Here is a 23124-nt window from a genome sequence, read left to right as displayed (position 1 = left end):
GCTCTGCTCCCCGCGCACGCGGGGATGACCCCGGCCTGTTGCGGGGTGTCGACCGGGCCGAGGTCTGCTCCCCGCGCACGCGGGGATGACCCCGAGGTCTGGGCCGAGCACGGGGTCGCCCCCGAGCTGCTCCCCGCGCACGCGGGGATGACCCCAGCTTGTAGGCGAGGCGGCGGGGGCACGGGTCCTGCTCCCCGCGCACGCGGGGAGCACCCCAACGGTTCCCCTTTCCCCTGGCCGGATCAGGCCACAGGGGATTTCCGGGTTTCGCGGTTTTCTGTCCGGGACAACCGCTTGGATCCGGCTATGACCTACGACGGCCTTCGGCCCATCGGACCTGTGGGGCTCTCCGAAGCCGCGCGGTCCGTCTGGGCCAAGCACGACCGCGACAGCGACGGCTGGCTGCCGCTGTGGCGGCACATGGCCGACAGCGCCGGCGTGGCCGGCCTGTTGTGGGACGAGTGGGTTCCCGAGCAGATCCGGAGGCTCGTCGCCGGCGCGCTGCCCGGCGGTGCCGACGACGCCCGGCGGCTCGCGGTGTGGCTGGCCGCCACTCACGATGCCGGCAAGGCGACCCCCGCCTTCGCTTGCCAGGTCGAGCATCTCGCCGATGGCATGCGCGCGGCCGGCCTGCCCATGCCGTTGGAGAAGCAGATCGCCGATCGCAGGCTCGCCCCGCACGGTCTGGCCGGGCAGTTGCTGATCCAGCGGTGGCTGGTCGAACGGCACGGCTGGTCGCGGCCGGCCACCACGCAGTTCGCCGTCGTCGCCGGAGGTCACCACGGCGTCCCGCCCGAGGACACTGACATCCGGGACCTGCGCGAACATCCCGCCCTGCTGTGCGACCCGGACGGCCCCGAGGCGTGGCGGGCCGTCCAGGACGAACTCCTCGACGCCGCGGCCGAGGCGTGCGGCGTCGCCTCCCGTCTCGCCGACTGGCGCGGGGTGAAGCTGCCGCAGCCCGTCCAGGTGCTGCTGACCGCGCTGGTCATCATCGCCGACTGGATCGCCAGCAACCCCGAGCTGTTCCCCTACTTCCCCGGCGAGCGCCGCACCGACCCCGAACGCCTCGACACCGCCTGGCGGATGCTCGACCTGCCCCGCCCCTGGGTCGCCGAGGACACCGGAGAGGACCCCGGCGCGCTGTTCGCGTCCCGTTTCGACCTGCCCGCCGGCGCGCGCGTCCACCCGGTGCAGGCCGAGGCCGTGCGGGTCGCGCGCACGATGCCCCGGCCCGGGCTGATGATCGTCGAGGCGCCCATGGGCGAGGGCAAGACCGAGGCCGCGCTGGCCGCCGCCGAGATCCTCGCCGCCCGTAGTGGCGCCGGCGGCTGCTTCGTCGCCCTGCCCACGATGGCCACCGGCAACGCGATGTTCCCCCGCCTGCTGGCCTGGTTGGAGCGGCTGCCCGACGCCCGCGCCGGGGCGGGCGCCCACTCGGTGTTCCTCGCCCACTCCAAGGCGGCGCTCAACGAGCGTTTCACGGAGCTGGTCCGCGCGGGCCGGCCGGTGTCCGACGTCGACCGTGACGGGGAGGAGCACCGGCGTTCGCGGGGGGCCGCCGGTTCCGCGGCCGCGGAGCTGGTGGCCCACCACTGGCTGAAGGGCCGCAAGAAGGGGATGCTGTCCTCCTTCGCGGTCGGCACGATCGACCAGCTGCTGTTCGCCGGCCTGAAGAGCCGACACCTGGCGTTGCGCCACCTCGCGGTGGCCGGCAAGGTCGTCGTCGTCGACGAGGCCCACGCCTACGACGCCTACATGAACTCCTACCTCGACCGGGTGCTGTCGTGGCTGGGCGCCTACGGCGTCCCCGTGGTGGTGCTCTCGGCCACCCTGCCCGCCGCGCGCCGGCGCGAGCTCGCCGAGTCCTACACGGGCGGGCCGGCCGGCCCCGCGTTCGCGCCGGTGGGCGAGGCCGACGCCTATCCGCTGATCACCGGCGTGGCGGCGGACGGTGTGGTCATGGCCGCCCCCGAGGCGTCCGGGCGCCGCACCGACGTGCTGGTCGAACGGTTCGACGACGACCTCGGCGCGCTCGCCGCGCGGCTCGAGACCGAACTCGCCGGCGGCGGGTGCGCGCTGGTCATCCGCAACACGGTGCGCCGGGTCATGGAGACCGCCGACCACCTGCGGGAACACTTCGGGGCCGACGGCATCCCCGTCACCGTCGCCCACGCCCGCTTCATCGACCCCGACCGGGCCGAGAACGACGCGCGTCTCCTCGCCCTCTTCGGCCCCGAGGCGAAGGTCGCCGAAGCCGGCGAGACCCGCCCCGAACGCCACGTCGTGGTGGCCAGCCAGGTCGCCGAGCAGTCCCTGGACGTCGACTTCGACCTGCTCGTCACCGACCTCGCCCCCGTCGACCTGCTGCTCCAGCGGATGGGGCGGCTGCACCGGCATCGGCGCGGGGAGGGCCGGTCCCAGCGCCCCGAACGGCTGCGCCGCGCGCGCTGCCTGGTCACCGGGGCCGACTGGGCGGCGCGGGTGCCCGAACCCGTCCGCGGCTCGCGCGCGGTCTACGGCGCCCACGCGCTGCTGCGCTCCGCCGCCGTACTGGAGCCGTTCCTCGCCGAGTCCGACCGTCCGGTGCGGCTGCCCGACGACATCAGCCCGCTGGTCCAGCGCGCCTACGGCCCCGACCCCGTCGGCCCCGACCACTGGCGGGAGGCGCTCGACCACGCCCGTCTCGCCCACGAGGCCGAGCGCGCGGACAAGCGCAAGAGGGCCGAGGACTTCCTGCTGGGCGGGGTCGCCCGCCCCGGCCGCGCCCTGGTGGGCTGGGTGCGGGCCGGGGTCGGCGACGCCGACGACACCTACGCCGGCCGCGCCCAGGTCCGCGACAGCCGGGAGAGCCTGGAGGTCCTCGTCGTGCAGCGCCGCGCCGACGGAACCCTGGCCACCCTGCCCTGGCTGAGGCGCGACGGCGGACGCGAGCTGCCCGCCCACGCCGTCCCGCCCACCGCGCTGGCCCGTACGGTCGCCTCGTGCGGGATGCGGCTGCCCTACGAGATGTGCGCCGACCCCCGCACCCTCGACCGGGTCATCGAGGAGCTGGAGGCCCAGTGCGTCGAGGCGTGGCAGGCCAAGGAGGCGCACTGGCTCGCCGGGGAGCTGGTCCTCGCCCTCGACCAGGACCAGCGCGCCCACCTGGCCGGTTTCGATCTCCACTACACCCGCTCCGACGGACTGAAGGTCAGCCATGGTGACTGAGACCCCCACCGCCTCCTTCGACCTGGTCGACTCGCCCTGGCTGCCCGTCCTGCGCCTGGACGGCACCCAGGACGAGCTGTCGATCACCGAGGTGTTCGCCCAGGCGCCGCGACTGCGCCGGCTGGTCGGCGACGTCCCCACCCAGGAGTTCGCGCTGACGCGGCTGCTGCTGGCGATCCTGCACGACGCCGTCGACGGTCCCGCCTACGAGGAGGACTGGCAGGCCCTGTGGGAGGCCGACGGCCTGCCCCTCGCCGCCGTCACCGCCTACCTCGACAAGCACCGCGACCGCTTCGACCTGCTCCATCCGCGGACGCCGTTCTTCCAGGTCGCCGACCTGCGCACGGCCAAGGACGAGATCTTCCCGCTGGCCCGGATCGTCGCCGACGTCCCCAACGGCGAACCGTTCTTCACGATGCGATCGCGCGGCGCCGAACGGCTCGGCTTCGCCGAGGCCGCCCGCTGGCTCGTCCACGCCCACGCCTACGACCCCTCCGGCATCAAGTCCGGCGCGGTCGGCGACCCCCGGGTCAAGGGAGGGCGCGGCTACCCGCTGGGCGTGGGCTGGGCCGGCAACCTCGGCGGGGTCCTCGTCGAAGGCGACGACCTGCGGCAGACGCTGCTGCTCAACCTCGTCGCCACCCAGCAGGAGGCCGGCGGGCTGCGCGGCGACGGCGACGACCGGCCCGCCTGGCGCCGCGACCCCTGCGGCCCCGGCCCCGCGGACAAGGCGGAGCTCACCGTCCGCCCCAACGGGGTGCGCGACCTCTACACCTGGCAGTCGCGGCGGGTGCGCCTGCACCACGACGCCGAGGGCGTGCACGGCGTGCTGCTCGCCTACGGCGACCCGTTGTCGCCCCGCAACATGCACGACCGCGAGCCCATGACGGCCTGGCGGCGCAGCCCCGCCCAGGAGAAGAAGCTCGGCGAGTCGCCGATCTACCTGCCGCGCGACCACGAGCCCGCGCGCAGCGCCTGGCGCGGCCTGGCCGCCCTGATCACCGGCCGGGTCCGCAACGCCCACCAGCGGGGCGAGGCCGCCGCCGTCGTCCGGCCCCGCGTCCTCGACTGGGTGGCCCGGCTCGCCAACGACGGCTACCTGCCCGAGGACCACTTCATCCGGGCCCGGCTGATCGGCGCCGTCTACGGCACCCAGCAGTCCGTCATCGACGAGGTCGTCGACGACGCCGTGACCATGGCCGTGGTCGTCCTGCGGGAACGCGACCGGCTCCTCGGCCAGACCGCCGTGGACGCGGTGGGCGACGCCGAGGACGCCGTCAACGCCCTGGGCGACCTGGCCGACGACCTCGCCCGGGCCGCCGGGATCGAGTCCGAGGAGCCCCGCGACGCCGCCCGCGACCGCGGCTTCGGCGAACTCGACGGCCACTTCCGCGACTGGCTGCGCGGGCTGTCCCCCGGGGACGCGGCCGATCCCAGGCCACGGCACGCCGAATGGCAGCGGACGGTCCGCCGCGTCGTCCTGGCGCTGGGACGCGAGCTCGTGGACGGCGCCGGCGAGGCGGCCTGGGTCGGCCGCGTCGTCAGCACCGCGACGGGAGCCGTCTGGCTCAACGCCTCCCGCGCCGACCTGCGCTTCCGGGCGAGGCTCCGCAAGGACCTGCCGCTCGGCGGCGACCAGCAGAACCCCGAAGGGGAGGACCGATGACCGCCACCACCACCGAGCGCAAACCCGCCCTGCGACCCCTCGGCGCCTACGTCGACGAGCAGGTCAGGAAACTCCAGGAGGGCTACCTGCGCGACCGCCCCGGGGCCGTCGCCACCCTCGCCGGGCTGCGCGGCGGCGCGGGCAAACCGCTCACCGACGCGCCCGAGGCGTGGGAGTTCACCTCCGCGCCCCAACTCCACGACGCCCTGCCCTACGGCGGCGACCCCGAGGGCGAGAGACGGCGGGAGGCCGCCGAGAACGCGGTGCACATGGCGCTGTCCCTCTACGCCGTCCACCAGCAGTCCCGCCGCGAGGAACGCATGCACCGGCCCGGCCCCGACCTCGGCCGGGCGGTCCGCCGCCTCATGCCGCCCGGCGACATCGACCAGGCCCTGCACCGGCGCTTCGTCCAGGCCGGGACGGCGGTCGACCCCGCCGTCCTCGCCCAGCGTCTCCGCGAGATCGTCACCCTGCTGCGCCGCGAATCCATCCCCCTCGACTACGGCCTGCTCGCCGACCACCTCCACACCGCGCTGGCCGAACGGAACGGAATCAAACAGGTCCGCACGGCCTGGGGCCGCGGATTCCACGCCTACCGCCCCGCCAACGAGCCCGCCGACACCGGCACGAACGACGACACCGACAAGGACGCCGCGTGAACCGCACCATCCTCGACCTCCACGTCCTCCAGACCGTCCCGCCGAGCAACCTCAACAGGGACGACACCGGCAGCCCCAAGACCGCCGTGTACGGCGGGGTGCGCCGCGCCCGCGTCTCCAGCCAGGCGTGGAAACGCGCCACCCGGCTCGCCTTCCACGACCTGCTCGACCCGCGGGAACTGGGCACCCGCACCAAGCGCGTCGTCGAACTGCTCTCCGGCCGCATCCACGAGCTCGACTCCGGCCTGGACGAGAAGACCCGCTGGAACCTCGCCGCCGAGACCGTCAAGACCGCCACCGGCGCCAAGATCGAGGTGCCCAAGCGCAAGGCCGACAGCGCCAAGAAGAAGGGCGAGGAGGAACCCGCCCCCGAGTCCTCCTACCTCCTCTTCCTCAGCGCGCGCCAGCTCGACGCCCTGGCCGCGCTCGCCGTCGAGGGCAAGGACGACATCGCCGCGTTCTTCAAGGACAAGGCCAACAAGGAACGCGCCAAGAAGGCCGCCGACAGCCGCCACTCCGTCGACATCGCCCTGTTCGGCCGCATGGTCGCCGACGGCGCCGACATCAACGTCGACGCCGCCGCGCAGGTCGCCCACGCCATCAGCGTCCACGCCGTGGACAACGAGTCCGACTACTACACCGCCGTCGACGACCACAACACCGACGCCGAGCCCGGCGCCGGCATGATCGGCACCGTCGAGTTCAACTCCGCCACCCTCTACCGCTACGCCGCCCTCGACGTGGACCTGCTGCGCCGCAACCTCGGCGACAGCCCCCGCGAGGACGAGCCCGCCACCGAGCCGCTGCGCCGCGCCGTCGAGGCGTTCGTCCGCGGCTTCGTCGAGTCGCTGCCCAGCGGCAAGATCAACACCTTCGGCAACCACACCCTGCCCGACGTGGTCATCGCCAAGCTGCGCCGCACCCGGCCGGTCAGCTTCGTGGGGGCCTTCGAGGAGGCGGTCGAGGCCGGTTCCGGGCGCGGCCACCTGCGGGAGGCGGCCGAACGGCTCGCCGACTACATTCCCCAGGTGGAGCGCGCCTTCGACGTCGGGGAGGACGTCGACACCTGGGTCGTGCGCGTGGGCGAGGCGACCGGGAAGCTCGCCGGCGTCGGCCGCCAGACCACCCTGTCCGAGCTGGTCAGGGAGGTCGGCGAGGAAGTGGCCCGGCGCCAGGCCGACGCGAAATGAGCGTCCTCACCCTGCTGCTGGCCGGCCCCCTCCAGGCGTGGGGATCCTCCTCCCGGTTCGCGCGCCGCTCCACCGAGGGGGCGCCCACCAAGAGCGGCGTCGTCGGGCTGCTCGCCGCGGCCCAGGGCCGTGAACGCGGCGACGACATCTCCGACCTCGCCGCCCTCCGGTTCGGGGTGCGCGTCGACCAGCGCGGCGTCCGCGTCCGCGACTACCAGACCGCCCGCCACTTCGTCACCGGCAAGTCCATGCCGGTCTCCGAACGGTTCTACCTGAGCGACGCCGTGTTCGTCGCGGCCGTCGAGGGAGACGACGGCCTGATCGAGGACCTGGACAGGGCCGTGCGCGCCCCCGCCTTCCTGCCCTACCTGGGCCGGCGCTCCTGCCCGCCGGCCCGGCCCGTGGGCCTGCGCGTCCACCACGGCGGGACGCTGGAGGCCGCGCTGGGCGACGAACCATGGCAGGCGCCCGAGTGGCGGCAGAGACGCGAACGGAACCGGGCGACCGTCGTCTTGGACCTCCTCGTCGACGCCGACCCCGGGCACGCCTCGGAGGAGGGGGCGCCGGACACCATCCGCGACCACCCGATCAGCTTCGACCCGCTCCACCGCCGCTACGCGCTGCGCGGCGTCCGGGCCGGCACCGTCGAGGTGCCCAACCCGCGCGCCCGGAAGCCCACGCCTCCCCACCACGACCCGGCGGCCCTGTTCGAAGGCGACTGATGTACCTCACCAGCTTCCGTTTTAACACCGCCCGCACCGGCGCGCGCAGGCTCCTGGCCTCGCCCCAGGCGCTGCACGCCGCCGTCATGAGCTCCTATCCCGACATCCTCCCCGGCGACGACGGGCCGCGCGTGCTGTGGCGGGTCGACCGCAACGCCCGCGCCGAGGTCCTCCTCTACGTCGTCGGACCCGACGAGCCCGACCTCACCCACCTGGTCGAACAGGCCGGCTGGCCCGCCAAGGAAGGGGGCTGGCGGACCCACGACTACGCGCCCTTCCTGTCCCGGCTGGCCAAGGGCGACGTGTGGGCGTTCCGGCTCACCGCCAACCCCGTCCACAGCATCCGCCGCAGGGACGGCGAACCCACCAAGCTCACCCCGCACATCACCCCCCGCCATCAGGCGCGCTGGCTGTTGCAGCGCCAGGAGGCCGCCGGGTTCCGGGTGCTGGAACGGCCGGGGGAGGACGACCACGCGCCCGAGGAGGACGGCCACGACCTGCTCGTGCACGGCCGCCGCGACCTCCGCTTCGGCAAGGGCGGCGCCGGCCGCGCGGCCGGCGCGAAACCGGTCTCCCTGGTCACCGTCACCTACGACGGCCACCTGGAGGTCACCGACCCCGACGCGCTGCGCCGCACCCTCACCATGGGGCTGGGCCGGGCCAGGGCCTACGGGTGCGGGCTGATGACGCTCGCCCCGGCGGGGAAGCGGTGACGGCGGTCGGCCGGCGTCCCGCCCTCAAACCGCACGAACTCACCCGCGTCGCAGACCGGCTCTCCTTCGTCTACCTGGAGCGGTGCACCGTCCACCGCGAATCGAACGCGCTGACCGCCGAGGACGCCGAAGGGGTCAGGCACATCCCCTCGGCCACCATCGGCACCCTGCTGCTCGGCCCGGGCACCCGCGTCACGCACCGGGCGATGGAGCTGCTGGGCGAGAGCGGGGCCGGGGTCGTGTGGACCGGCGAGCACGGGGTCCGCTTCTACGCGGGCGGCCGGGCGCTCACCCGTTCGGCGGCCCTCGCCCAGGCGCAGGCCGGCCTGTGGGCCAACCGCCGCGCCCGCCTGGACGTCGCCCGCGCGATGTACCGGATGCGGTTCCCCGACGAGGATCCCGAAGGGCTCACCCGCAGGCAGCTCCTCGGCCGGGAGGGCGAGCGGATCAGGAAGGTCTACCGGGCCGAGGCCGCCCGGGTCGGCGTCGCCTGGCACGGCCGTCGCTACGTTCCGGGCGACTACGCCTCGGGGGATCCGCCCAACCAGGCCATCACGGCCGCCGCCCAGTGCATGTACGGGGTCGCGCAGACGGTGGTCGCCGCCCTCGGCTGCGTCCCCGCGCTCGGGTTCGTCCACTCCGGCCACGAACTGTCGTTCGTGCTCGACATCGCCGACCTGTACAAGGCCGAGATCGGCATCCCGGTGGCCTTCGAGGTCGCCGCGGAGGGGCCGGAGGAGGTCGGTTCGCGGACCAGGCGCGCCATCCGCGACCGGATCAACGAGACGCGCCTGCTCGACCGCTGCGTCGCCGACGTCAAGTCGCTGCTGCTCCCCGGAAGCGTCGTGGACGGGCCGGACACCGACCTCGCCGACGCGCCCGACCGGGTCACCCTCCAATCCGACCACGGAGTCGAGGTGGAGTCGGGATACAACCACGCCGTCGACGACGGGGTGATCTGGTGACGGTCATCGTCCTCACCGACTGCCCGCAGGGGTTGCGCGGGTTCCTCACCCGTTGGCTGATGGAGATCTCACCGGGGGTCTTCATCGGCCGCCCCTCCGCCCGGATCCGCGACGCGCTGTGGGACGAGGTGCGCGGGTACACGGGCAAGGGCAGGGCGCTCCTGGTCCACAGCACCGACAACGAGCAGGGGTTCACCTTCCGGACCCACGACCACAAGTGGCACCCGGTGGATCACGAAGGGCTCACCCTCATCCACCGCCCCCGCGACAAGGCGGAGGGGACGACGGCGGAGCCACAGCTCAAGAAGAAGGGGTGGAGCAAGGCCTACCAACGCCGCCGCTTCGGGAACCGGTGAACGGATTGGGTGTTATGGGGTTTTCGTCCGATTCTCGGAAAGTGGTTGTAACGAGGGTCCGCCCGGGATAAAGCCGCAGGTCACGAAGTATGCTCCCCGCGCACGCGGGGATGGCCCCCTTATCGGAGGCTTAGAACAACGAGCGGTACAATGCTCCCCGCGCACGCGGGGATGGCCCCAACCCTGTAGCCAATATTATGAAGCTAGCTGAATGCTCCCCGCGCACGCGGGGATGGCCCCTCGGCGCGCTTGAGGCCGGTCAGCTCGCCGTCGATGCTCCCCGCGCACGCGGGGATGGCCCCGGACAGTCCGGCTGGGGGCGGATGGCGGGCCGATGCTCCCCGCGCACGCGGGGATGGCCCCCGTTGCGTGCCCTGCTGGACCGGGTGTGGTCGATGCTCCCCGCGCACGCAGGGATGGCCCCGGGCAGGACGCGGTGAAGAGATGTCGGCAGGGATGCTCCCCGCGCATGCAGGGATGGACCCGCGGTGGCGACCACGTGGGCGCGGCCTCGGCAAATGCTCCCCGCGCACGCGGGGATCGTCGGGTGTGTTCCGGCGGGCAGGGGCCGGGGTGGGGCGGTCCTTGTGGAGTGCCGGTTCCGGCCTCAGGTCAGGGGTGGGACAGCCGGTCGATCCGGTGGATCTCGGAGAGCACGGCCTCCGCGAGGGGGTGGACCCGTGCCCTCAGGTCGTCGCTCCAGCGTTCCTCGGAGTAGGGGGAGCCGAGGTAGAGCCCCTTCACGTGCTCCAGGACGGGCCGGTGTTCCCCGGGGAGCCGGTCCATGGCCCAGTCGGCCGCCGCGTCCTTCGGCCTGATCACGCCGGTGGCGAGGGTGCTCCAGGTGCGCACCAGGGTGAGCAGGACGTTGCGGGTGTCGTCGTCCAGTTCGGCGAGCAGGCCGGGGAGCCCGTTCACGCTCGCGCGGATGAGGTCCTCGCGCGGTACGGGGTCGAGGACCTGGGCCGGAGGTGGGCCCGAGAGAGGGTGGTCGCCGGCGAGCAGCATCGTGATCACGATGGCGAGGTCCGGCATCGGCCCGGGCCGGGGGAGGGCCCCGGCCTCGAACTCCTCGCGCAGCCACTCGCCGTACAGGAAGTCGCCGGTGGGCGGGAACCGCCACGGGCGGACCTCGGACTGGACGACCACGGTGAGTTCGACCGGGCGGAGTTCGTCGGTGATCCCGGAGAGGCGGAGGAGCCCGTCGAGGAGGGCGCGGCGTTCCCGGTCGTCCATGCCGCGCCGGGAGACGGTGAGGATGTCCAGGTCGCTGGCGGGTCTGAGGCCGCCGAGCACGTGGGATCCGTGGAGGTAGGTGCCGATGACCTCGGGTCCCAACGTCTCGTCGACCAGTCTCACGACTTCCCGGATCTGATCCACGTGGCCAGTCTCGGGCGCGGGGAGGAGGGGACGCAACCGCTTTTCCCGTCCCTGGGGACTGCGGGCCGGGCGCGGGCCGTCGTCCCGTCAGCGGAGGGGAGCGGGCGGCCCTCGGGCGGGCGGCCGGTGGCAGGAAGCGGGTGCGGGAAAGCGGGTATGCCAGCCCTTCCGCCGGGCTTACGGTCACCTGCCATGGCCCGTCGCCGATATCCGGCCGGATGATCGAAGGGGTTATGAAATGGCCTCTTACCTGCATTTTCCGCTTCCGGGCAGAAGGTGACGTTCCCTCTTGTACGTTACGGAACTGAGCACTCACCGACCGTCATGACCGAGGTCGTTCCCTTCGGGGAGCGGTGTCTCTCAGGCGGGAGGGGAGTCCACGGCCATCGCGGATGGCGAGACCAGAACAGGGGAGACAACGTGAAGCGAATCGGAACGGCGGCGGCCGTCGCGGCGGCCGGCCTCGTCGGCCTGCTCGGCGCGGCGACGCCGGTGACGGCGGCCGAGTCCACGATCGCGGGCGCTCCGGCGACGCGCTCCCTCTACGTCTACGAGCACGACGACTTCGGCGGCCGGTCGGCTCGGCTGACGGCCAACGACGGCAACTTCATCAACAACACCTGGGGTGGCGGCAGCGGCGGGAACATCAACGACAACATCAGTTCCTTCCGCAACACCGGAAGCAACCGGGCGCTGCTGTACACCCACGCCGACTACGGGGGCACCTACTACACCGCCCTGGGCCACTCCGAGGACAAGGATCTGAGCAACAACAGCAACAACCCGTCGAACTTCGACAACAGGGCCAGCTCCGTCCGTTTCGTGAGCTAGCACTGGTGGGGGCGGTGCCGGTCGCCCGGCGCCGCCCTTCGACGGAGGGAGGAGCGCCGTGCCGATCTCCCGGTTTCTCGCCGCGGGGCTGGTGCTGGCCGCCGCGGGCTGCGCGGCGGCCCCGGAGGACCCCCAGGAGGGCGGACCTCCCGAGGTGGGGCTCCAGGTCCGGGCCCTCCACGTCCCCCTCGACGACTACAACCTCTCCCGGCCCGACATCGAGACGATCGAGTACGCCGAGGACCTGCTCATCGGCGCGTGCATGCGCGACCTCGGCCTGGACTGGGAGCTCCTGCCGCCGCCGGAGGAGCACGACGCCGACCCGCTCAACCGCAGGCGCTACGGTCTCGTCGAACCGGAGGTCGCCCGGCGGTACGGCTACCATCCGCCGCCTCCGGCGCCGGGTCAGCGCGCACGCGAGGAGGCGCGCCGGGTCAGGGCGGCGCTGCCCCTCGGCGAGCAGGTCGCCGCCTACGGGACGGACGGCCGGGGAGGCTGCCTGGCCGAGGCCCGCGAACGGCTGGGCGCGGACGTCCCCGGGTTCGACGCCGGGGTGCTGAACGGCTACATCGGCGACACGTTCGAGGCGTCCCGGCGGGACCCGCGGGTGGTGGAGGTCGTCGGCGCGTGGAGCGCCTGCATGCGGGAGCGGGGGTACGCCTACGAGGATCCGCTCGACGTCCTCTCCGACCCGGCCTGGGCGGAGACGGAGGAGGCGTCGTCCCGGGAGGTGGCCGTGGCCGGGGCGGACGTGCTCTGCAAGGCGGAGACGGACCTGGTCGCGGTCTGGAACGCGGTGGAGGACGAGATCCAGCGCGAGGTCATCGACGCCAACCCCGGCGACTTCGCCCTGTTCGGGCGGGTGAGGGACGCCGAGCTGGACGCGGCCCGGGAGGTGATCGAGGCGACGGACCCGCCGTGAGGCTCCGGCGAGGCGGGAGAGGGCGAAGGGATGGTCCGGGTTCCCGCTCGCCGTGGCACGCCGCGCCGCACGGGGAGCCGGCCCGCCCGCCGAGGACGTCCGGGCGGGTTCAGAGCGGGGCGCCGCCGAAACCGATCTCGTTGCCCTCGGGGTCGCGGTAGATCACCTTGCGCACCCCGTTCCCGTAGGTCTCCCGCCTCGCGGGTTCCAGCCCTTGCTCGGCGGCGCGGGTGACGAAGGAGTCGAGGTCGTCGACGAAGACGCTGATCAGGGCGTGGCCGGCGTGCTCGGGGGAGTGCTCCACGAACAGCGACCGATGGGGCGCCAGCTCCCACACCGCCTCGGTGTCGCTCGCGACGTAGGTGGGCGGGGAGCCGAGCAGCCGCCGGTACCAGTCCAGCGCCGCCTCGTAGTCGCTGACGGGGATCCCTGCGTACAGATCGACGGACATGCCCGCATCGTAGAGGCCGCCGGAGACAGACCAGGGTCCCCGGTCCCGGTCGCGTCACCGGAGCGCACGGCGGATGCCCGCCGGGCCGGGAACCGAGGCGGTGACAGGCCACGCGACGGTCGGTGACGGGGGCAGGCCCGGGTCGGAGCCTTCCGGGTGCGGGAAGGCCGGGGAGGCACCGGGGAACGGGACGGGTGGCCGGGCGAGGGAGCCGAGGGGTGACGGCCGCCGCGCCCGTCACCCGGACGGGGGCGGACACGGCCCGGAACGCGAGAGAGCGGGGCCTGAGAACGGACCTCCCGGCGCGAGGCCGGTCCCGGCCCCCGGAAACGGCGCGGCTCCCACGGGCGGAGCGCGGGAGCCGGCCGGACGGGCGGAGCGGGATCAACGTTGGGCGGCGGGCCGGACGACGATCTCGTTGACGTCGACGTCCGCGGGCTGGTCGATGGCGTAGGCCACGGCGCGGGCGACCGCGTCGGCGGGGAGGAGCGCCGCCCGGTACCCGACCATCAGGTCGGCGGCGTGCGCGTCGGTGATGTGGTCGGCGAGTTCGGATTCGACGACCCCCGGGGAGACGGTGGTCACCCGGATCGACGGGTCGGCCTCCTGGCGCAGCCCCTCGGTCAGCGCCCAGGCCGCGTACTTCGTCGCGGAGTAGACCGCCGACGTGGGCGAGACCTCGTGCGCCCCGATCGAGGCGATGGTGACGACGTGCCCCGACCGGCGGTCGCGGAAGTGCGGCAGCACCGCGGCGAAGCCGTTGTAGAGCCCCCGCACGTTGACGTCGATCATCCGGTCCCACTCGTCGACGAGCAGCGAGTCGAGGCGCGAGAGCAGCATCACGCCCGCGTTCCCGATGAGGACGTCGAGGCGCCCGTGGGCGGCGATCACGTCGGAGACGAGCGCGGCGAACGCGGCCCGGTCGGTCACGTCGAGCGTTCGGGCGTCGGCGCTGTGCCCGTCACCGGTGAGTTCGTCGGCGACGGCGCGCAGACGGTCCGCGCGCCGGCCGGTGAGGACGACGGTGTGCCCCTCGGCGGCGAGCCGGCGTGCGATCGCCTCGCCGATCCCGCTGCTCGCCCCCGTCACGAGGACGACTTTTCGCGCCGGTTCCTCCTGAGAGGAGGTCGTGGTGTGCCTGGTTGCCTGATTCGTGGTCATGGCGTCCACTCTCGTCGCGTTCGCCGAACCGATGAAGGCCCTGTCGTGCCTGGGAGTGCCACACCCCGGCAGGCTCAGGAGCCCTCGCCGATCTGCCGGGCGACGGCGCGCGCCTGGACGGCGACGGAGGTCAGGAAGTTGACGAAGGACCGGCGGACGTGGGAGGCCGGGCCGATCACCCAGATCCGCTCCGGCCGGCCGTCGAGGTGGAGGCGCAGGTCCCCGTCGATGGCGGTGAGGGGGACGGCCGACGGCGGAGGGTCCACCAGGTGGACGCCGTCCGCGTCGTGGTGGAGCGCGGGCATGTGGAACCCGGCCGCCGCCACGACGTGGTCGTGGACGCGGACGCGGCCGTCGCGCGAGGCCACCTCGAAACCTCCGTCGTGGGCGCGGACGCGCGCGGGGTCGTAGGTGTCCAGGGTCAGTTTCCCGGCGTCGATGTGGGCCAGCAGTTTCCTGGCGTTGGGCAACGCCAGGGAAGTGACGTAACGCCATATCACGGGCCTGACGGGGGCGAGGGCGGCCTCGCGGTCGGGCAGGGGGAGCCCCTCGCTCCACGCGGACGCGGCGTGGAAGACGGAGAGCAGGACGTCCTGCCAGTGGCACAACCCCGCCTCCGCCAGCGCGGTCTCCTCCCGCAGCCGCCGGACCGGGTCGGTGCTGCGGGACAGCTGGCGGCGCAGGGGGAGGGGCGAGACCACGCGCACGGCCTCCACCACCGCGCGGCCGACCTTGTGGTGCAGGAGGGGGTCGTCCGGTTCCAGCCCGACGATCCCCTCCAGGGAGGGGAGGGGCCGGGGGGACGGCAGGATACGGGCGCGCACGGCGGGTAACAGGCCGCTGCGGGAGGCCAAGGTGACGTGGTGGCCGTCCCGGCACAGCAGCAGCGCGGCGTCGACCGCCGAAAGCCCCCCGCCCACCACCAGGACGCGGGAGGGCGCGTCCCCGACCCGCCGGCGCAGGCGGGCCGAGGGGTAGGGCGACGGTGTCCAGCGGGGGTGGGAGGTGAGCGCCGCGAAACCGTCGGGGACGACCGGTCCCCCCAGGCCCACGGCCACGATGACGTGGGAGAAGGTCCTTTCCCTTCCGTCCCCCAGCCGGAGCCGGTACCCGCCGCCCGTCCTGGTCACGCGGTGGACGCGGCCGGGTTCGTGGGCGACCCCGACGCCCCGGGCGCGCGCCGGCGCGGAGTGGTCCCGGAAAAGCACACGGGCGTACTCGCCGATCCAGGAACGGGGAACGAGGTCGGCGTCCCCGACGGGGCGGGCATGCTCGGCGCAGAAGCCGACGAAGTCGGAAGGCGCTTCGGGAAGCAGGGAACAGATGCCCGCCGACGTGTTGCAGAGCAGGTCGGGATCCGGATCACCGAAGACGGGCCCGGTGCCGGGGGCGTTCGGATCGATCAGCGTGACCGAGGACAGGCCGGCGCCCGCCTCCCGAACCAACTGCACGAACGCGCTGATCCCGGCCACGCCGGCCCCGACGATGGCGATGTCCCGCATGCTTCCGATGTGTCTCCTCCGCGGTGAATCGCGTACTTATGGTGCATCCTGCCGCAGAGCGGAACGGGGAGCCGGGGAAACGGGAAGAGCGGCCGGGGGCGGCCACCGCCTGTGAAGAGCGGCCGGGGCGGCCACTACCTGTGAGACGTTTCGCGGGTCCCGGCCTCCTCGGCGGGCCGGCGCCACGTGACGCCGTGTGCCACTTCGGTGTGAGAGGAGCCATGGGCTTGGTCCGTCCCATCCCGGCGCCTCCGACCGGGAGAAGGGCGTTTCTGTGCCGTTTTGAGCCTTTTGCTGCTCCGTGCCGCTTTCTCAAGAAGTGGTCGAAAACGCGGCTCCCCACTGGTAACGTCCCAGGTCAACAAGAGTGCTCCCCGCGCACGCGGGGATGGTCCCGGTGGGGCTGGTCTTGCTCATGTCCGCGTCCTGTGCTCCCCGCGCACGCGGGGATGGTCCCAGCACCTGATGGCCCGCCCGCGCGGCCGCCCGGTGCTCCCCGCGCACGCGGGGATGGTCCCCGCGCCGCGATCGCGGCGGTGCTCGCGACCGAGTGCTCCCCGCGCACGCGGGGATGGTCCCTTTGGCGAGTGAAGCGCCCGGTGCGGGACTTCAGTGCTCCCCGCGCACGCGGGGATGGTCCCCGGCGGTACCACAGGCCGACGTACTGGCTCTTGTGCTCCCCGCGCACGCGGGGATGGTCCCAACGCCCCCGCGAACGCGGTCCGCTACGGCGAGTGCTCCCCGCGCACGCGGGGATGGTCCCGCGCTTCTGGTCGGCTACGGCGCGTTGGCGCAGTGCTCCCCGCGCACGCGGGGATGGTCCCCCGGGTCCGCTACGCCGCGATCCGCGCGGCGTGTGCTCCCCGCGCACGCGGGGATGGGGGTATGTCTGCCCTGGCAAGGACGGATCTCATGGCGCTGATCGCGGTCAGGGCCGCCAGTGGACGCTCGGGGCTTAGGGGGCACGGGGAGAGCCCGAGGCGCGCGCAACCGTCCCAATGACGCCGACCACGCCACAGACCCACACGACCGGCAAGGAATCGGGCGATACCCGGCAGAACGCCTTAATGGGGCCTCGGCGCCTTCGTTTGGCCGAAAACGGCCACCCTCCGGCTTTCTGTGACGTATTCCATCTATGCTAGGCGTCCTTCCATGCCCGACCCGCAGGTTGGGCGGTGCCCCCCGTCCAGAAGAGATCGCCCGTGACCCGACTTCCCGTGCCCGTGCGCTGGGTCCGTGCCCTGCTGTACGTCTCTGGTGGGCTGACCCTCCTGCTCGCCGTGTCCATGCTGATCCTCACCGGGATCTCCGCCTACGAACTCGGCTACAACCTCATGGCCTCCCTGCCCGGCATCCTCCAGATCCTGTTGGCGGTGTTCGTCCGCCGTGGCGGGCGCGTGGTGTTCTGGTCGATCCTCGTCCTGGAGTCGCTGCTCGCCCTGTACTCCCTGCTCACCCTCGGCGGCGACGGCCGGATCACCCAGCTCATCCTGCCCGTCGTGATCCTCGTCCTGCTCCTGCGCCCGGCATCGCGCGCGTTCTTCCTGCGCTGACCCTCCCCACCGCCCCGTGGCCCCGGGCCGACATCGAGGTTCCCCCATGCTCCGACGCATCCACGATCCCGAACGCGGTGCCGGCTACATCGAGTACACCGCCGTCATCCTGCTCGTCGCCGCGCTCTTCGCGGTCCTCATCACCAGCGGGATCGGCGGCCAGATCTCCTCCTCCGTGGCCGCCGGCGTGGAGTCGATCCTCAACGGCACCAGCGGAGGCGACGGTGGTGGCGGTGACGACGGCGGGAGCGGTACCGGGGAGACGGGCGGCACCGGCGGCGACGGGGACGACGGCGCGGAGGAGTCGGGTGACGCCCCGGACACCCCGCAGGGCGAGGTCACGCAGGTCTCCGACAACGGCGGCGGTGGCGGCGGCGACGATGACGACGGCGGCGGGTTCCTGTCGTGGGCGGGGGACGGGCTCGGCGCGGTGTGGGACGGCGTCACCGACTTCGGCACCGGCGTCGGGAACGCCGCCAGTGACGCGTGGAACAGCGTGGGCGACGCCTGGAACGGCCTGGTCGACGGCGCGCAGCGCCTGTGGGACGACCCGGGCCAGTGGGTCTCCGACACCTGGGACTCCCTGGTCGACGGGGTGACCGGCAACTGGGACGCCTTCACCGACGACCCGGTCGGCTGGGGCCTGGACCTGCTCTTCAGCGAGGAGACCCAGGAGAACTGGAACAACGGTAACTACCTGGAGGCCATCGGCCAGGGGGTGGCCGAGAACGCGGTCGCGCTCATCCCCTACTTCGGCTGGGGCAAGAAGATCGACCGCCTTAACGACATGGCCGACAACAGCGGCGACGACGGCGGCGGCGGGGACGGTGACGGCACCGGGGAGCAACGGGCCGACGGTGACCAGGAGGGCGAGAACGCGGAAAGCCCCTCCTGCCGCCGCCCGTCCAGCTTCGTGCCGGGCACCCCGGTCCTGCTGGCGGACGGCACCATGCTCCCCATCGAGGAGATCGAGGTCGGCGACACCGTCCTCGCCTTCGACCCCCTGACCGGGGAGGAGGGGCCTCGCGAGGTCACCGCCCTCGTCTCCAGCATCGGGACCAAGACGCTCATCACCCTCACCGTCGACGACGGCGGCGGTGCGACCGACACGATCACCGCCACCGCGGAGCACCCCTTCTGGGTGCCCGACCGCGCGGAGTGGGTCGACGCCGCCGCCTTGGAGCCGGGCACCTGGCTGCGCACGTCGGCGGGCACCTGGGTCCAGATCACCGCGGTCGACCGGGCCGAGGCCGAGGCGCAGCGCGTCCACAACCTCACCGTCGCCGACCTGCACACCTACTACGTGGGCGCGGGGGCCGCGAACGCGCTCGTCCACAACACCAACGGCGACTGCCACCCCGACCGCGAATACCGGGAGGACGACGACGGGGTGCAGCGCCCCGTCGGGGACCGCGACTTCGCGGCCGTCGCCGCGCAGCGCGCCCACGAGATCATGCGGGGCACCAACAGCCGCAACCTGACCGTCGCGGTCACCCGGGTGTACAACACGGAGACCGGCGAGTTCGAGGTGTGGGTCACCAGCAGCAACCCCAAGGGGCAGAACAGCGACGACCCCGGCTCCTACGCGAACAACCCGCCGGCCGGGTTCGACCTGAACCCCGGCGAGATCTACGTGCCGGGGCGCGGCCACGCCGAGAACGCGCTCAGGGACCACCTGAACCGCAACCCGCAGTACCGCGTGGTCGAGGGCGGCACCAGCTCGAACATCTGCCAGGGGGAGCGTTCGACCGGGAACTGCATGCCCATCATCGAGGACGAGTTGGGTCTGGAGACCGGCGGTGACTACCCTGGCACCACTTACACCTCTGGGAAACGCGAATTCTGGTGGGAGGGCGGATGATCCCGCGTAAATCGCGCTACCGCGACGAGCTGCGAGAGCTCGACGCGCGACAGCGTGTGACGCTCGCCGCGGGCTCCGCGGCCCGCGCGGCGGCGGTGTACGACTACTTCGCCGACGACTCCGAGCGCGCCGTGCTGGCATCGGCGGTGGAGGAGCTGTGGTCGCTGGACCCCGGCGGCCCGGAACAGGCGCGCGCGGTGCTGGAGCGTCTGGGCGCGATCTGGCCCTACGGTGACGACCCGGACCCGGAGTTCGAGGCCGACGAGCCCGAGTACGAGCCCGACGAGCCGCGCTACTGGAAGATCCGGGCGCTGGAGGTTCCCCGCTTCGCCTTCCTGGAGCTCGCCGAGGAGGACTCCCTCCGCGCAGCCGACCGCGCTATCCAGTTCGGCATCGGGCTGGTGCAGGAGGTCGAGGGCGCCATCGGCGCGGACCCGCTGCGCGGACTCGCCGAGGAGTACGCCGACTCGCGTGGACCGTTCGAGGAGCTGGAGGGCGACCTCCTCGAAGAGAGCCTGAGGATCGTGCGCGAGGAGCCGGAGGCGGAGGCCCGGCGCCGTCTGCGTGAACGCTCCGCCGCCCACGGGCGGCGCGTGCGGGAGGTCCTGCTGCCCGTCCTCGCCTCCTCCAGCGGCTGGTCGCCGGACGACATCGAGGCGGCGCGGGGCTAGCCGCCCGAGGGACGGCACGAGCGGGTCGCTGACGTAGGTGAGGGCTCGTGCGCGTCCCGGCAGACCCTCAAGCCTGATAACCGGCAGACCCTCAAGCTTTATAAAGCGGAGATAACGGCCCGCGAAGCCGCAGGTCATCTTCTGTAAGCCCCGCGCACGCGGGGATGGACCGGTCGGCACCCGCAACACCAGCCTGAACGCGGCGTAAGCCCCGCGCACGCGGGGATGGACCGGAATCGGGCGCGTCGGACATGGTCTCGGGGGAGTAAGCCCCGCGCACGCGGGGATGGACCGAGATCGCGCCCTACGTCGACAACATCATCCTCAGTAAGCCCCGCGTACGCGGGGATGGACCGACCGCGTAGAGGTCGTCCTGGTTGTTCATGGGGTAAGCCCTGCGCACGCGGGGGAGTCCTGGGCCGGCTGGAGTACTGAGGCCCGAGAGTGCGTCCCTGACGAGAGGGCACCGGCGTGGCGTCGGAAGCTAAGAACAGCCAGATGCGCGTGATCTCTCGGGTGCCTCATGTTGGCGATATGCTCGCCTAAGCAGCCCTTCGGGGCGGCTTCAGGTGTGCGTGACCCCCTCGTCGGTAGTCGGCGAGGGGGTCACGTGCTTTTCTGCCTACAGTCGGTCGGTCTTCACGGCGTCGAGGAATGCGGCCATTTCGGCGGCGGGGAACGTGAGGTGGCCGTGGTCGGGGTTCTGGGAGTCGCGGACGGCTTGGGCGCCGGGCAGGTCGGCGACCTCGACGCAGTTCTGAGACTGGGTGCTGTAGCTGGACTTGCGGAAGCGGGCCTCAGGTGTGTTCATGGTGCTCCTCGTATTCGATGCCCTCTAGGAAGTGGGCACTCCGAACTGTACTGAGAGCGGCTCCCTGTACGTCGCTGAAGGTGCCAACGTAGGCGGCCACAGCCTCGGGGCGCTCCTCGATGACGCCGGCGTCAACCGTGTCGACATACACGATCGTCGGGTCAAGCGGCTCGGGGAAGTCCAGAACCGTGAAAGCTCCATTTAGTCCGCCGTGCGCGCCGACCGAGAACGGCAGTACCTGGATATCGATGTTCGGTAGCTGGCCGATGCGGAGCAGGTACTCGATTTGTGACCGCATGACCTCGGGGCCGCCGATGGGACGCCGGAGTGCGGCCTCGTCGATCACGGCCCACAGGCGCGGCGGGGAATCGTGGCGGTGGAGGATCTCGCGTCGTGCCATTCGGGCGTCCACCTGGCGGTGAATGTGGTCGAGGGTAGTGAGGCGACCCCCGCGGAAGATCGCCTCCGCGTACTCGGGCGTCTGCAACAGGCCGGGAATCACGGCGACCTCATACGTGCGTATCTGCGACGCCTCGGCCTCGAAATCGGGCAAGGGTTCGGCGCCGAAGACGTCTCGGTACCTCCACCACCAGCCTTTCTGTCCGGCCTCGCGGGCGAGCTGGTGTAGGGCGCTCCGCTCGGCCGGATCGGTCACTTGGTACGCATTAAGCAGTGTGTCGAGGTCAGCCGCCTTGACCGTTTTCGAGTCACACGTCTCGATCCGACCCAGCTTGGCCCGGGGTATACCGGCCAGTTCAGCGGCCTCGGCGAGAGTGAGGCCGGCCGCCTCGCGGTGGCGCCGAAGCTGGGCGGAAAGACGCCGCCTGCGGACGGATGGGCTGTGGGAGCGCGGCATGGCGGCAGTCTAGCGGCCTCAAAAAAATGGGAATCTCAGTTTTTTGCTTGTGTGAGACGTGTATCTCATCCATGATGGTAACCACCTGAAGTCAGATGCTTACGGGAGTCGCTATGGGACTGTTCTCCCTGCTCTTGCTTGTGTTCGCGGCGTTGGCGCGCGGTGGTCCGTCTCCTTCGGGGCCTGTACCGCCCGCCCATCGCGTCGATGTCCCCGCACCCGCTCCTCCGCCTCCGCCCCCGCCTCGGCGGATACCGGATCACTACGGGTGGTGTGTGCTCGCGGAGCGGTATGCGCATAAGTGGGAGCTCACCTATGACTACGACGTGGTGATGCCGTATCGGGCGCGGCATCGGGGGCAGCCGGATCTGGTGTTCGCGGCGTCGGATCGGGAGTTGTTCGAGGTGATGTTGTCGGTGGCGGAGCCGCCGTCGCGGGTGCGCCGTTATGTGGTGGAGGCCGAGGAGCGCCAGCGCGCCGAGGAGTTGGCCGCGTTGAACGATCTGGTGTTCATGGCCCCGACGGGAGGGTGAGGGACATGAACCCGTCTTGCGATCCAGTGGGCGGCAACGCTCGTTCCGGTTCGCCTCGTACTCGTAGTGGTGAGGGATGTCGGCCTGGCGGGGAGGAGACTCTGGGCCGGGGTGGTGCCTGTGTGTCGTGTGCGCACCAAAGGTGTCGTGCGGCGCGGGCGGCGAACGAGGGCGGGGCGGTGTGGGGGCGTTGCCGGGAGTTCGCGGTGGAGCATCGACGAGCGGCTGCGGTGCGGCGGCGTTTCCCGGGCGTGGTGGTGTGGTGGGGGGAGGCGACCCAGCGGTACTGGGCGATGACCTCCTCGGGACTGCGTGAGGCCGAGACCGTTGAGGCGCTCCTCGCCGTCTTACGATCCGGGAGCACATCCGCTCTTGACCGTGAGGCTGCGCGGGGAGTCCGCATTCCTCGACGCGTTCCAGCAGGTTCTCCGACCGTTTCCCCGGCTCGCTTCCCCGCGGGCTCCCTTGAGAGGAGACGCGCGCGGGTGGTGGGGCGGCGTCCGGTGCGGTGGTGCCTCACCGGCCATGCTCCTGCCATCTCCCGTCCGGTGGGAAGGGAGGTGGGTGAGGGTGGCTCCGCCGCGGCGCGCTGATCTGGATATCGGAGTGTTGCGAGAGATGTATGTGGTCCAGGGATTGTCGTTGGCCGAGGTCGGGATGCGGGTGGGGGCGGCGGGCAGCGTGGTGGCGCGTCATCTACGTCGTGCGGGTATCGCGGTTCGTCCACCCGGCGGACGGTTGGACCTGCCGGTGGAGGAGATCGCGGCGCGGTTTCGGGCGGGGGAGTCTCAGCGTTCGCTTGCCCGCGCCTACGGGGTCGCGCTCGACACGATCAAGGCTCGCCTGAAGTCCCATGCGGCCGGCCACGCCGATCAGTCGGACAAGCCGGTGACGGGAAGAGGGTGATTTCCCCTGGGTATTGAATGGGTGTTTGGTGGCCTATCGCGCGCTTCGCCCTTTTCTTAAGAAGTGGTCGAAACCGAGGGGGTCAGCTGGTAACGTCCCAGGTCAATAAGACTGCTCCCCGCGCACGCGGGGATGGCTCCGCTGCGTGAGATGGGTTTCGCGGCGGCGCTGGCTGCTCCCCGCGCACGCGGGGATGGACCCGCGG

General features: G+C 72.3%; 21 protein-coding genes and 2 CRISPR repeat arrays. Of the genes, 15 read left to right on the top strand and 6 right to left on the bottom strand.

Going from position 1 to position 23124, the window contains the following annotated elements:
* Nucleotides 1-306: 306 nt before the first annotated feature.
* Genes B5D66_RS10740 through cas2e form a run of 8 tightly spaced genes read left to right on the top strand, consistent with a single transcriptional unit; the run spans nucleotide 307 to nucleotide 9481 of the window.
* Nucleotides 307-3210, top strand: a complete 2904-nt coding sequence (locus B5D66_RS10740) for a CRISPR-associated helicase/endonuclease Cas3 (protein WP_078761544.1) — start codon at nucleotides 307-309, stop codon at nucleotides 3208-3210.
* Entirely contained in the window at nucleotides 3200-4876 is a 1677-nt protein-coding gene (casA, locus tag B5D66_RS10735) for a type I-E CRISPR-associated protein Cse1/CasA (protein ID WP_078761543.1), read from the top strand. Before B5D66_RS10740 ends, casA begins: the two co-directional genes overlap by 11 nt.
* A complete protein-coding gene (casB, locus tag B5D66_RS10730) occupies nucleotides 4873-5535 on the top strand; it encodes a type I-E CRISPR-associated protein Cse2/CasB (protein WP_078761542.1) in 663 nt (220 codons plus the stop codon). The genes casA and casB overlap by 4 nt, the downstream gene beginning before the upstream one ends.
* A complete protein-coding gene (gene cas7e / locus B5D66_RS10725; RefSeq protein WP_078761541.1) occupies nucleotides 5532-6725 on the top strand; it encodes a type I-E CRISPR-associated protein Cas7/Cse4/CasC in 1194 nt (397 codons plus the stop codon). The genes casB and cas7e overlap by 4 nt, the downstream gene beginning before the upstream one ends.
* A complete protein-coding gene (gene cas5e / locus B5D66_RS10720; RefSeq protein WP_078761540.1) occupies nucleotides 6722-7447 on the top strand; it encodes a type I-E CRISPR-associated protein Cas5/CasD in 726 nt (241 codons plus the stop codon). The genes cas7e and cas5e overlap by 4 nt, the downstream gene beginning before the upstream one ends.
* On the top strand, nucleotides 7447-8160 hold the full coding sequence (cas6e, locus tag B5D66_RS10715; protein ID WP_078761539.1) for a type I-E CRISPR-associated protein Cas6/Cse3/CasE: 714 nt from the start codon (nucleotides 7447-7449) through the stop codon (nucleotides 8158-8160). The genes cas5e and cas6e overlap by 1 nt, the downstream gene beginning before the upstream one ends.
* Nucleotides 8157-9125, top strand: a complete 969-nt coding sequence (gene cas1e / locus B5D66_RS10710; protein ID WP_078761538.1) for a type I-E CRISPR-associated endonuclease Cas1e — start codon at nucleotides 8157-8159, stop codon at nucleotides 9123-9125. The genes cas6e and cas1e overlap by 4 nt, the downstream gene beginning before the upstream one ends.
* Nucleotides 9122-9481 carry a type I-E CRISPR-associated endoribonuclease Cas2e gene (cas2e, locus tag B5D66_RS10705; RefSeq protein ID WP_078761537.1) on the top strand — a complete coding sequence of 120 codons (360 nt, stop codon included), beginning with the start codon at nucleotides 9122-9124 and terminating at the stop codon, nucleotides 9479-9481. Before cas1e ends, cas2e begins: the two co-directional genes overlap by 4 nt.
* Nucleotides 9482-9570: 89 nt before the next feature.
* Nucleotides 9571-10028: direct repeats of the CRISPR family, unit length 29 nt; unit sequence ATGCTCCCCGCGCACGCGGGGATGGCCCC.
* A gap of 65 nt (nucleotides 10029-10093) precedes the next feature.
* On the opposite strand, the gene B5D66_RS10700 is transcribed toward cas2e, so the two are convergent.
* Nucleotides 10094-10861 carry an aminoglycoside adenylyltransferase family protein gene (locus tag B5D66_RS10700; protein ID WP_078761536.1) on the bottom strand — a complete coding sequence of 256 codons (768 nt, stop codon included), beginning with the start codon at nucleotides 10859-10861 and terminating at the stop codon, nucleotides 10094-10096.
* Between the two features lie 420 nt (nucleotides 10862-11281).
* Here B5D66_RS10700 and B5D66_RS10695 point away from each other — a divergent pair, with 420 nt between their 5' ends.
* Together B5D66_RS10695 and B5D66_RS10690 are read left to right on the top strand one after the other, a co-directional pair.
* The gene (locus tag B5D66_RS10695) at nucleotides 11282-11692 is read left to right on the top strand and encodes a peptidase inhibitor family I36 protein (RefSeq protein ID WP_235000911.1); all 411 of its coding nucleotides are present in this window, start codon (nucleotides 11282-11284) and stop codon (nucleotides 11690-11692) included.
* A 58-nt stretch (nucleotides 11693-11750) separates the two neighbouring features.
* Nucleotides 11751-12614 (top strand): hypothetical protein, encoded by an 864-nt coding sequence (locus B5D66_RS10690; protein ID WP_078761534.1) that lies wholly within the window; start codon nucleotides 11751-11753, stop codon nucleotides 12612-12614.
* 109 nt (nucleotides 12615-12723) lie between these two features.
* Here B5D66_RS10690 and B5D66_RS10685 read toward each other — a convergent pair whose 3' ends face one another.
* The 3 genes from B5D66_RS10685 to B5D66_RS10675 form a co-directional block, all read right to left on the bottom strand.
* Nucleotides 12724-13065, bottom strand: a complete 342-nt coding sequence (locus B5D66_RS10685; RefSeq protein ID WP_078761533.1) for a VOC family protein — start codon at nucleotides 13063-13065, stop codon at nucleotides 12724-12726.
* A 384-nt stretch (nucleotides 13066-13449) separates the two neighbouring features.
* Nucleotides 13450-14226, bottom strand: coding sequence for an SDR family oxidoreductase (locus B5D66_RS10680; RefSeq protein WP_078761532.1), 777 nt, complete (start codon nucleotides 14224-14226; stop codon nucleotides 13450-13452).
* A 74-nt stretch (nucleotides 14227-14300) separates the two neighbouring features.
* Nucleotides 14301-15728 (bottom strand): FAD/NAD(P)-binding protein, encoded by a 1428-nt coding sequence (locus B5D66_RS10675; RefSeq protein ID WP_078761531.1) that lies wholly within the window; start codon nucleotides 15726-15728, stop codon nucleotides 14301-14303.
* 367 nt (nucleotides 15729-16095) lie between these two features.
* Nucleotides 16096-16613: a CRISPR direct-repeat array (repeat unit 29 nt; unit sequence GTGCTCCCCGCGCACGCGGGGATGGTCCC).
* 317 nt (nucleotides 16614-16930) lie between these two features.
* On the opposite strand from B5D66_RS10675, the gene B5D66_RS10670 reads away from it, so the two are divergent.
* Genes B5D66_RS10670 through B5D66_RS10660 form a run of 3 tightly spaced genes read left to right on the top strand, consistent with a single transcriptional unit; the run spans nucleotide 16931 to nucleotide 19813 of the window.
* Nucleotides 16931-17281 carry a hypothetical protein gene (locus B5D66_RS10670; protein WP_078761530.1) on the top strand — a complete coding sequence of 117 codons (351 nt, stop codon included), beginning with the start codon at nucleotides 16931-16933 and terminating at the stop codon, nucleotides 17279-17281.
* Between the two features lie 46 nt (nucleotides 17282-17327).
* On the top strand, nucleotides 17328-19142 hold the full coding sequence (locus B5D66_RS10665; protein ID WP_078761529.1) for a polymorphic toxin-type HINT domain-containing protein: 1815 nt from the start codon (nucleotides 17328-17330) through the stop codon (nucleotides 19140-19142).
* The gene (locus B5D66_RS10660; RefSeq protein ID WP_078761528.1) at nucleotides 19139-19813 is read left to right on the top strand and encodes a hypothetical protein; all 675 of its coding nucleotides are present in this window, start codon (nucleotides 19139-19141) and stop codon (nucleotides 19811-19813) included. Before B5D66_RS10665 ends, B5D66_RS10660 begins: the two co-directional genes overlap by 4 nt.
* 622 nt (nucleotides 19814-20435) lie before the next feature.
* Here B5D66_RS10660 and B5D66_RS10655 read toward each other — a convergent pair.
* A complete protein-coding gene (locus B5D66_RS10655; RefSeq protein ID WP_078761527.1) occupies nucleotides 20436-20624 on the bottom strand; it encodes a DUF397 domain-containing protein in 189 nt (62 codons plus the stop codon).
* Nucleotides 20611-21480 (bottom strand): helix-turn-helix domain-containing protein, encoded by an 870-nt coding sequence (locus tag B5D66_RS10650; RefSeq protein ID WP_078761526.1) that lies wholly within the window; start codon nucleotides 21478-21480, stop codon nucleotides 20611-20613. Before B5D66_RS10650 ends, B5D66_RS10655 begins: the two co-directional genes overlap by 14 nt.
* A gap of 275 nt (nucleotides 21481-21755) precedes the next feature.
* On the opposite strand from B5D66_RS10650, the gene B5D66_RS10645 reads away from it, so the two are divergent.
* Nucleotides 21756-22013, top strand: a complete 258-nt coding sequence (locus tag B5D66_RS10645) for a hypothetical protein (protein WP_078761525.1) — start codon at nucleotides 21756-21758, stop codon at nucleotides 22011-22013.
* A gap of 570 nt (nucleotides 22014-22583) precedes the next feature.
* On the top strand, nucleotides 22584-22919 hold the full coding sequence (locus B5D66_RS10635) for a hypothetical protein (RefSeq protein WP_078761524.1): 336 nt from the start codon (nucleotides 22584-22586) through the stop codon (nucleotides 22917-22919).
* Nucleotides 22920-23124: the final 205 nt, after the last annotated feature.

This window comes from Marinactinospora thermotolerans DSM 45154, assembly GCF_900167435.1.
GTDB classification, from domain to species: domain Bacteria; phylum Actinomycetota; class Actinomycetes; order Streptosporangiales; family Streptosporangiaceae; genus Marinactinospora; species Marinactinospora thermotolerans.
This window is presented reverse-complemented; position numbering and strand designations above follow the sequence as displayed.

Excerpts from the sequence above, each read along its gene's own strand:
- casB (WP_078761542.1), top strand. The coding sequence starts at position 4,873 with ATGACCGCCACCACCACCGAGCGCAAACCCGCCCTGCGACCCCTCGGC.
- cas5e (WP_078761540.1), top strand. The coding sequence starts at position 6,722 with ATGAGCGTCCTCACCCTGCTGCTGGCCGGCCCCCTCCAGGCGTGGGGA.
- B5D66_RS10650 (WP_078761526.1), bottom strand. The coding sequence starts at position 21,480 with ATGCCGCGCTCCCACAGCCCATCCGTCCGCAGGCGGCGTCTTTCCGCC.
- casA (WP_078761543.1), top strand. The coding sequence starts at position 3,200 with ATGGTGACTGAGACCCCCACCGCCTCCTTCGACCTGGTCGACTCGCCC.
- B5D66_RS10660 (WP_078761528.1), top strand. The coding sequence starts at position 19,139 with ATGATCCCGCGTAAATCGCGCTACCGCGACGAGCTGCGAGAGCTCGAC.
- B5D66_RS10665 (WP_078761529.1), top strand. The coding sequence starts at position 17,328 with ATGCTCCGACGCATCCACGATCCCGAACGCGGTGCCGGCTACATCGAG.
- B5D66_RS10685 (WP_078761533.1), bottom strand. The coding sequence starts at position 13,065 with ATGTCCGTCGATCTGTACGCAGGGATCCCCGTCAGCGACTACGAGGCG.
- B5D66_RS10680 (WP_078761532.1), bottom strand. The coding sequence starts at position 14,226 with ATGACCACGAATCAGGCAACCAGGCACACCACGACCTCCTCTCAGGAG.
- B5D66_RS10740 (WP_078761544.1), top strand. The coding sequence starts at position 307 with ATGACCTACGACGGCCTTCGGCCCATCGGACCTGTGGGGCTCTCCGAA.
- B5D66_RS10675 (WP_078761531.1), bottom strand. The coding sequence starts at position 15,728 with ATGCGGGACATCGCCATCGTCGGGGCCGGCGTGGCCGGGATCAGCGCG.
- cas6e (WP_078761539.1), top strand. The coding sequence starts at position 7,447 with ATGTACCTCACCAGCTTCCGTTTTAACACCGCCCGCACCGGCGCGCGC.
- B5D66_RS10655 (WP_078761527.1), bottom strand. The coding sequence starts at position 20,624 with ATGAACACACCTGAGGCCCGCTTCCGCAAGTCCAGCTACAGCACCCAG.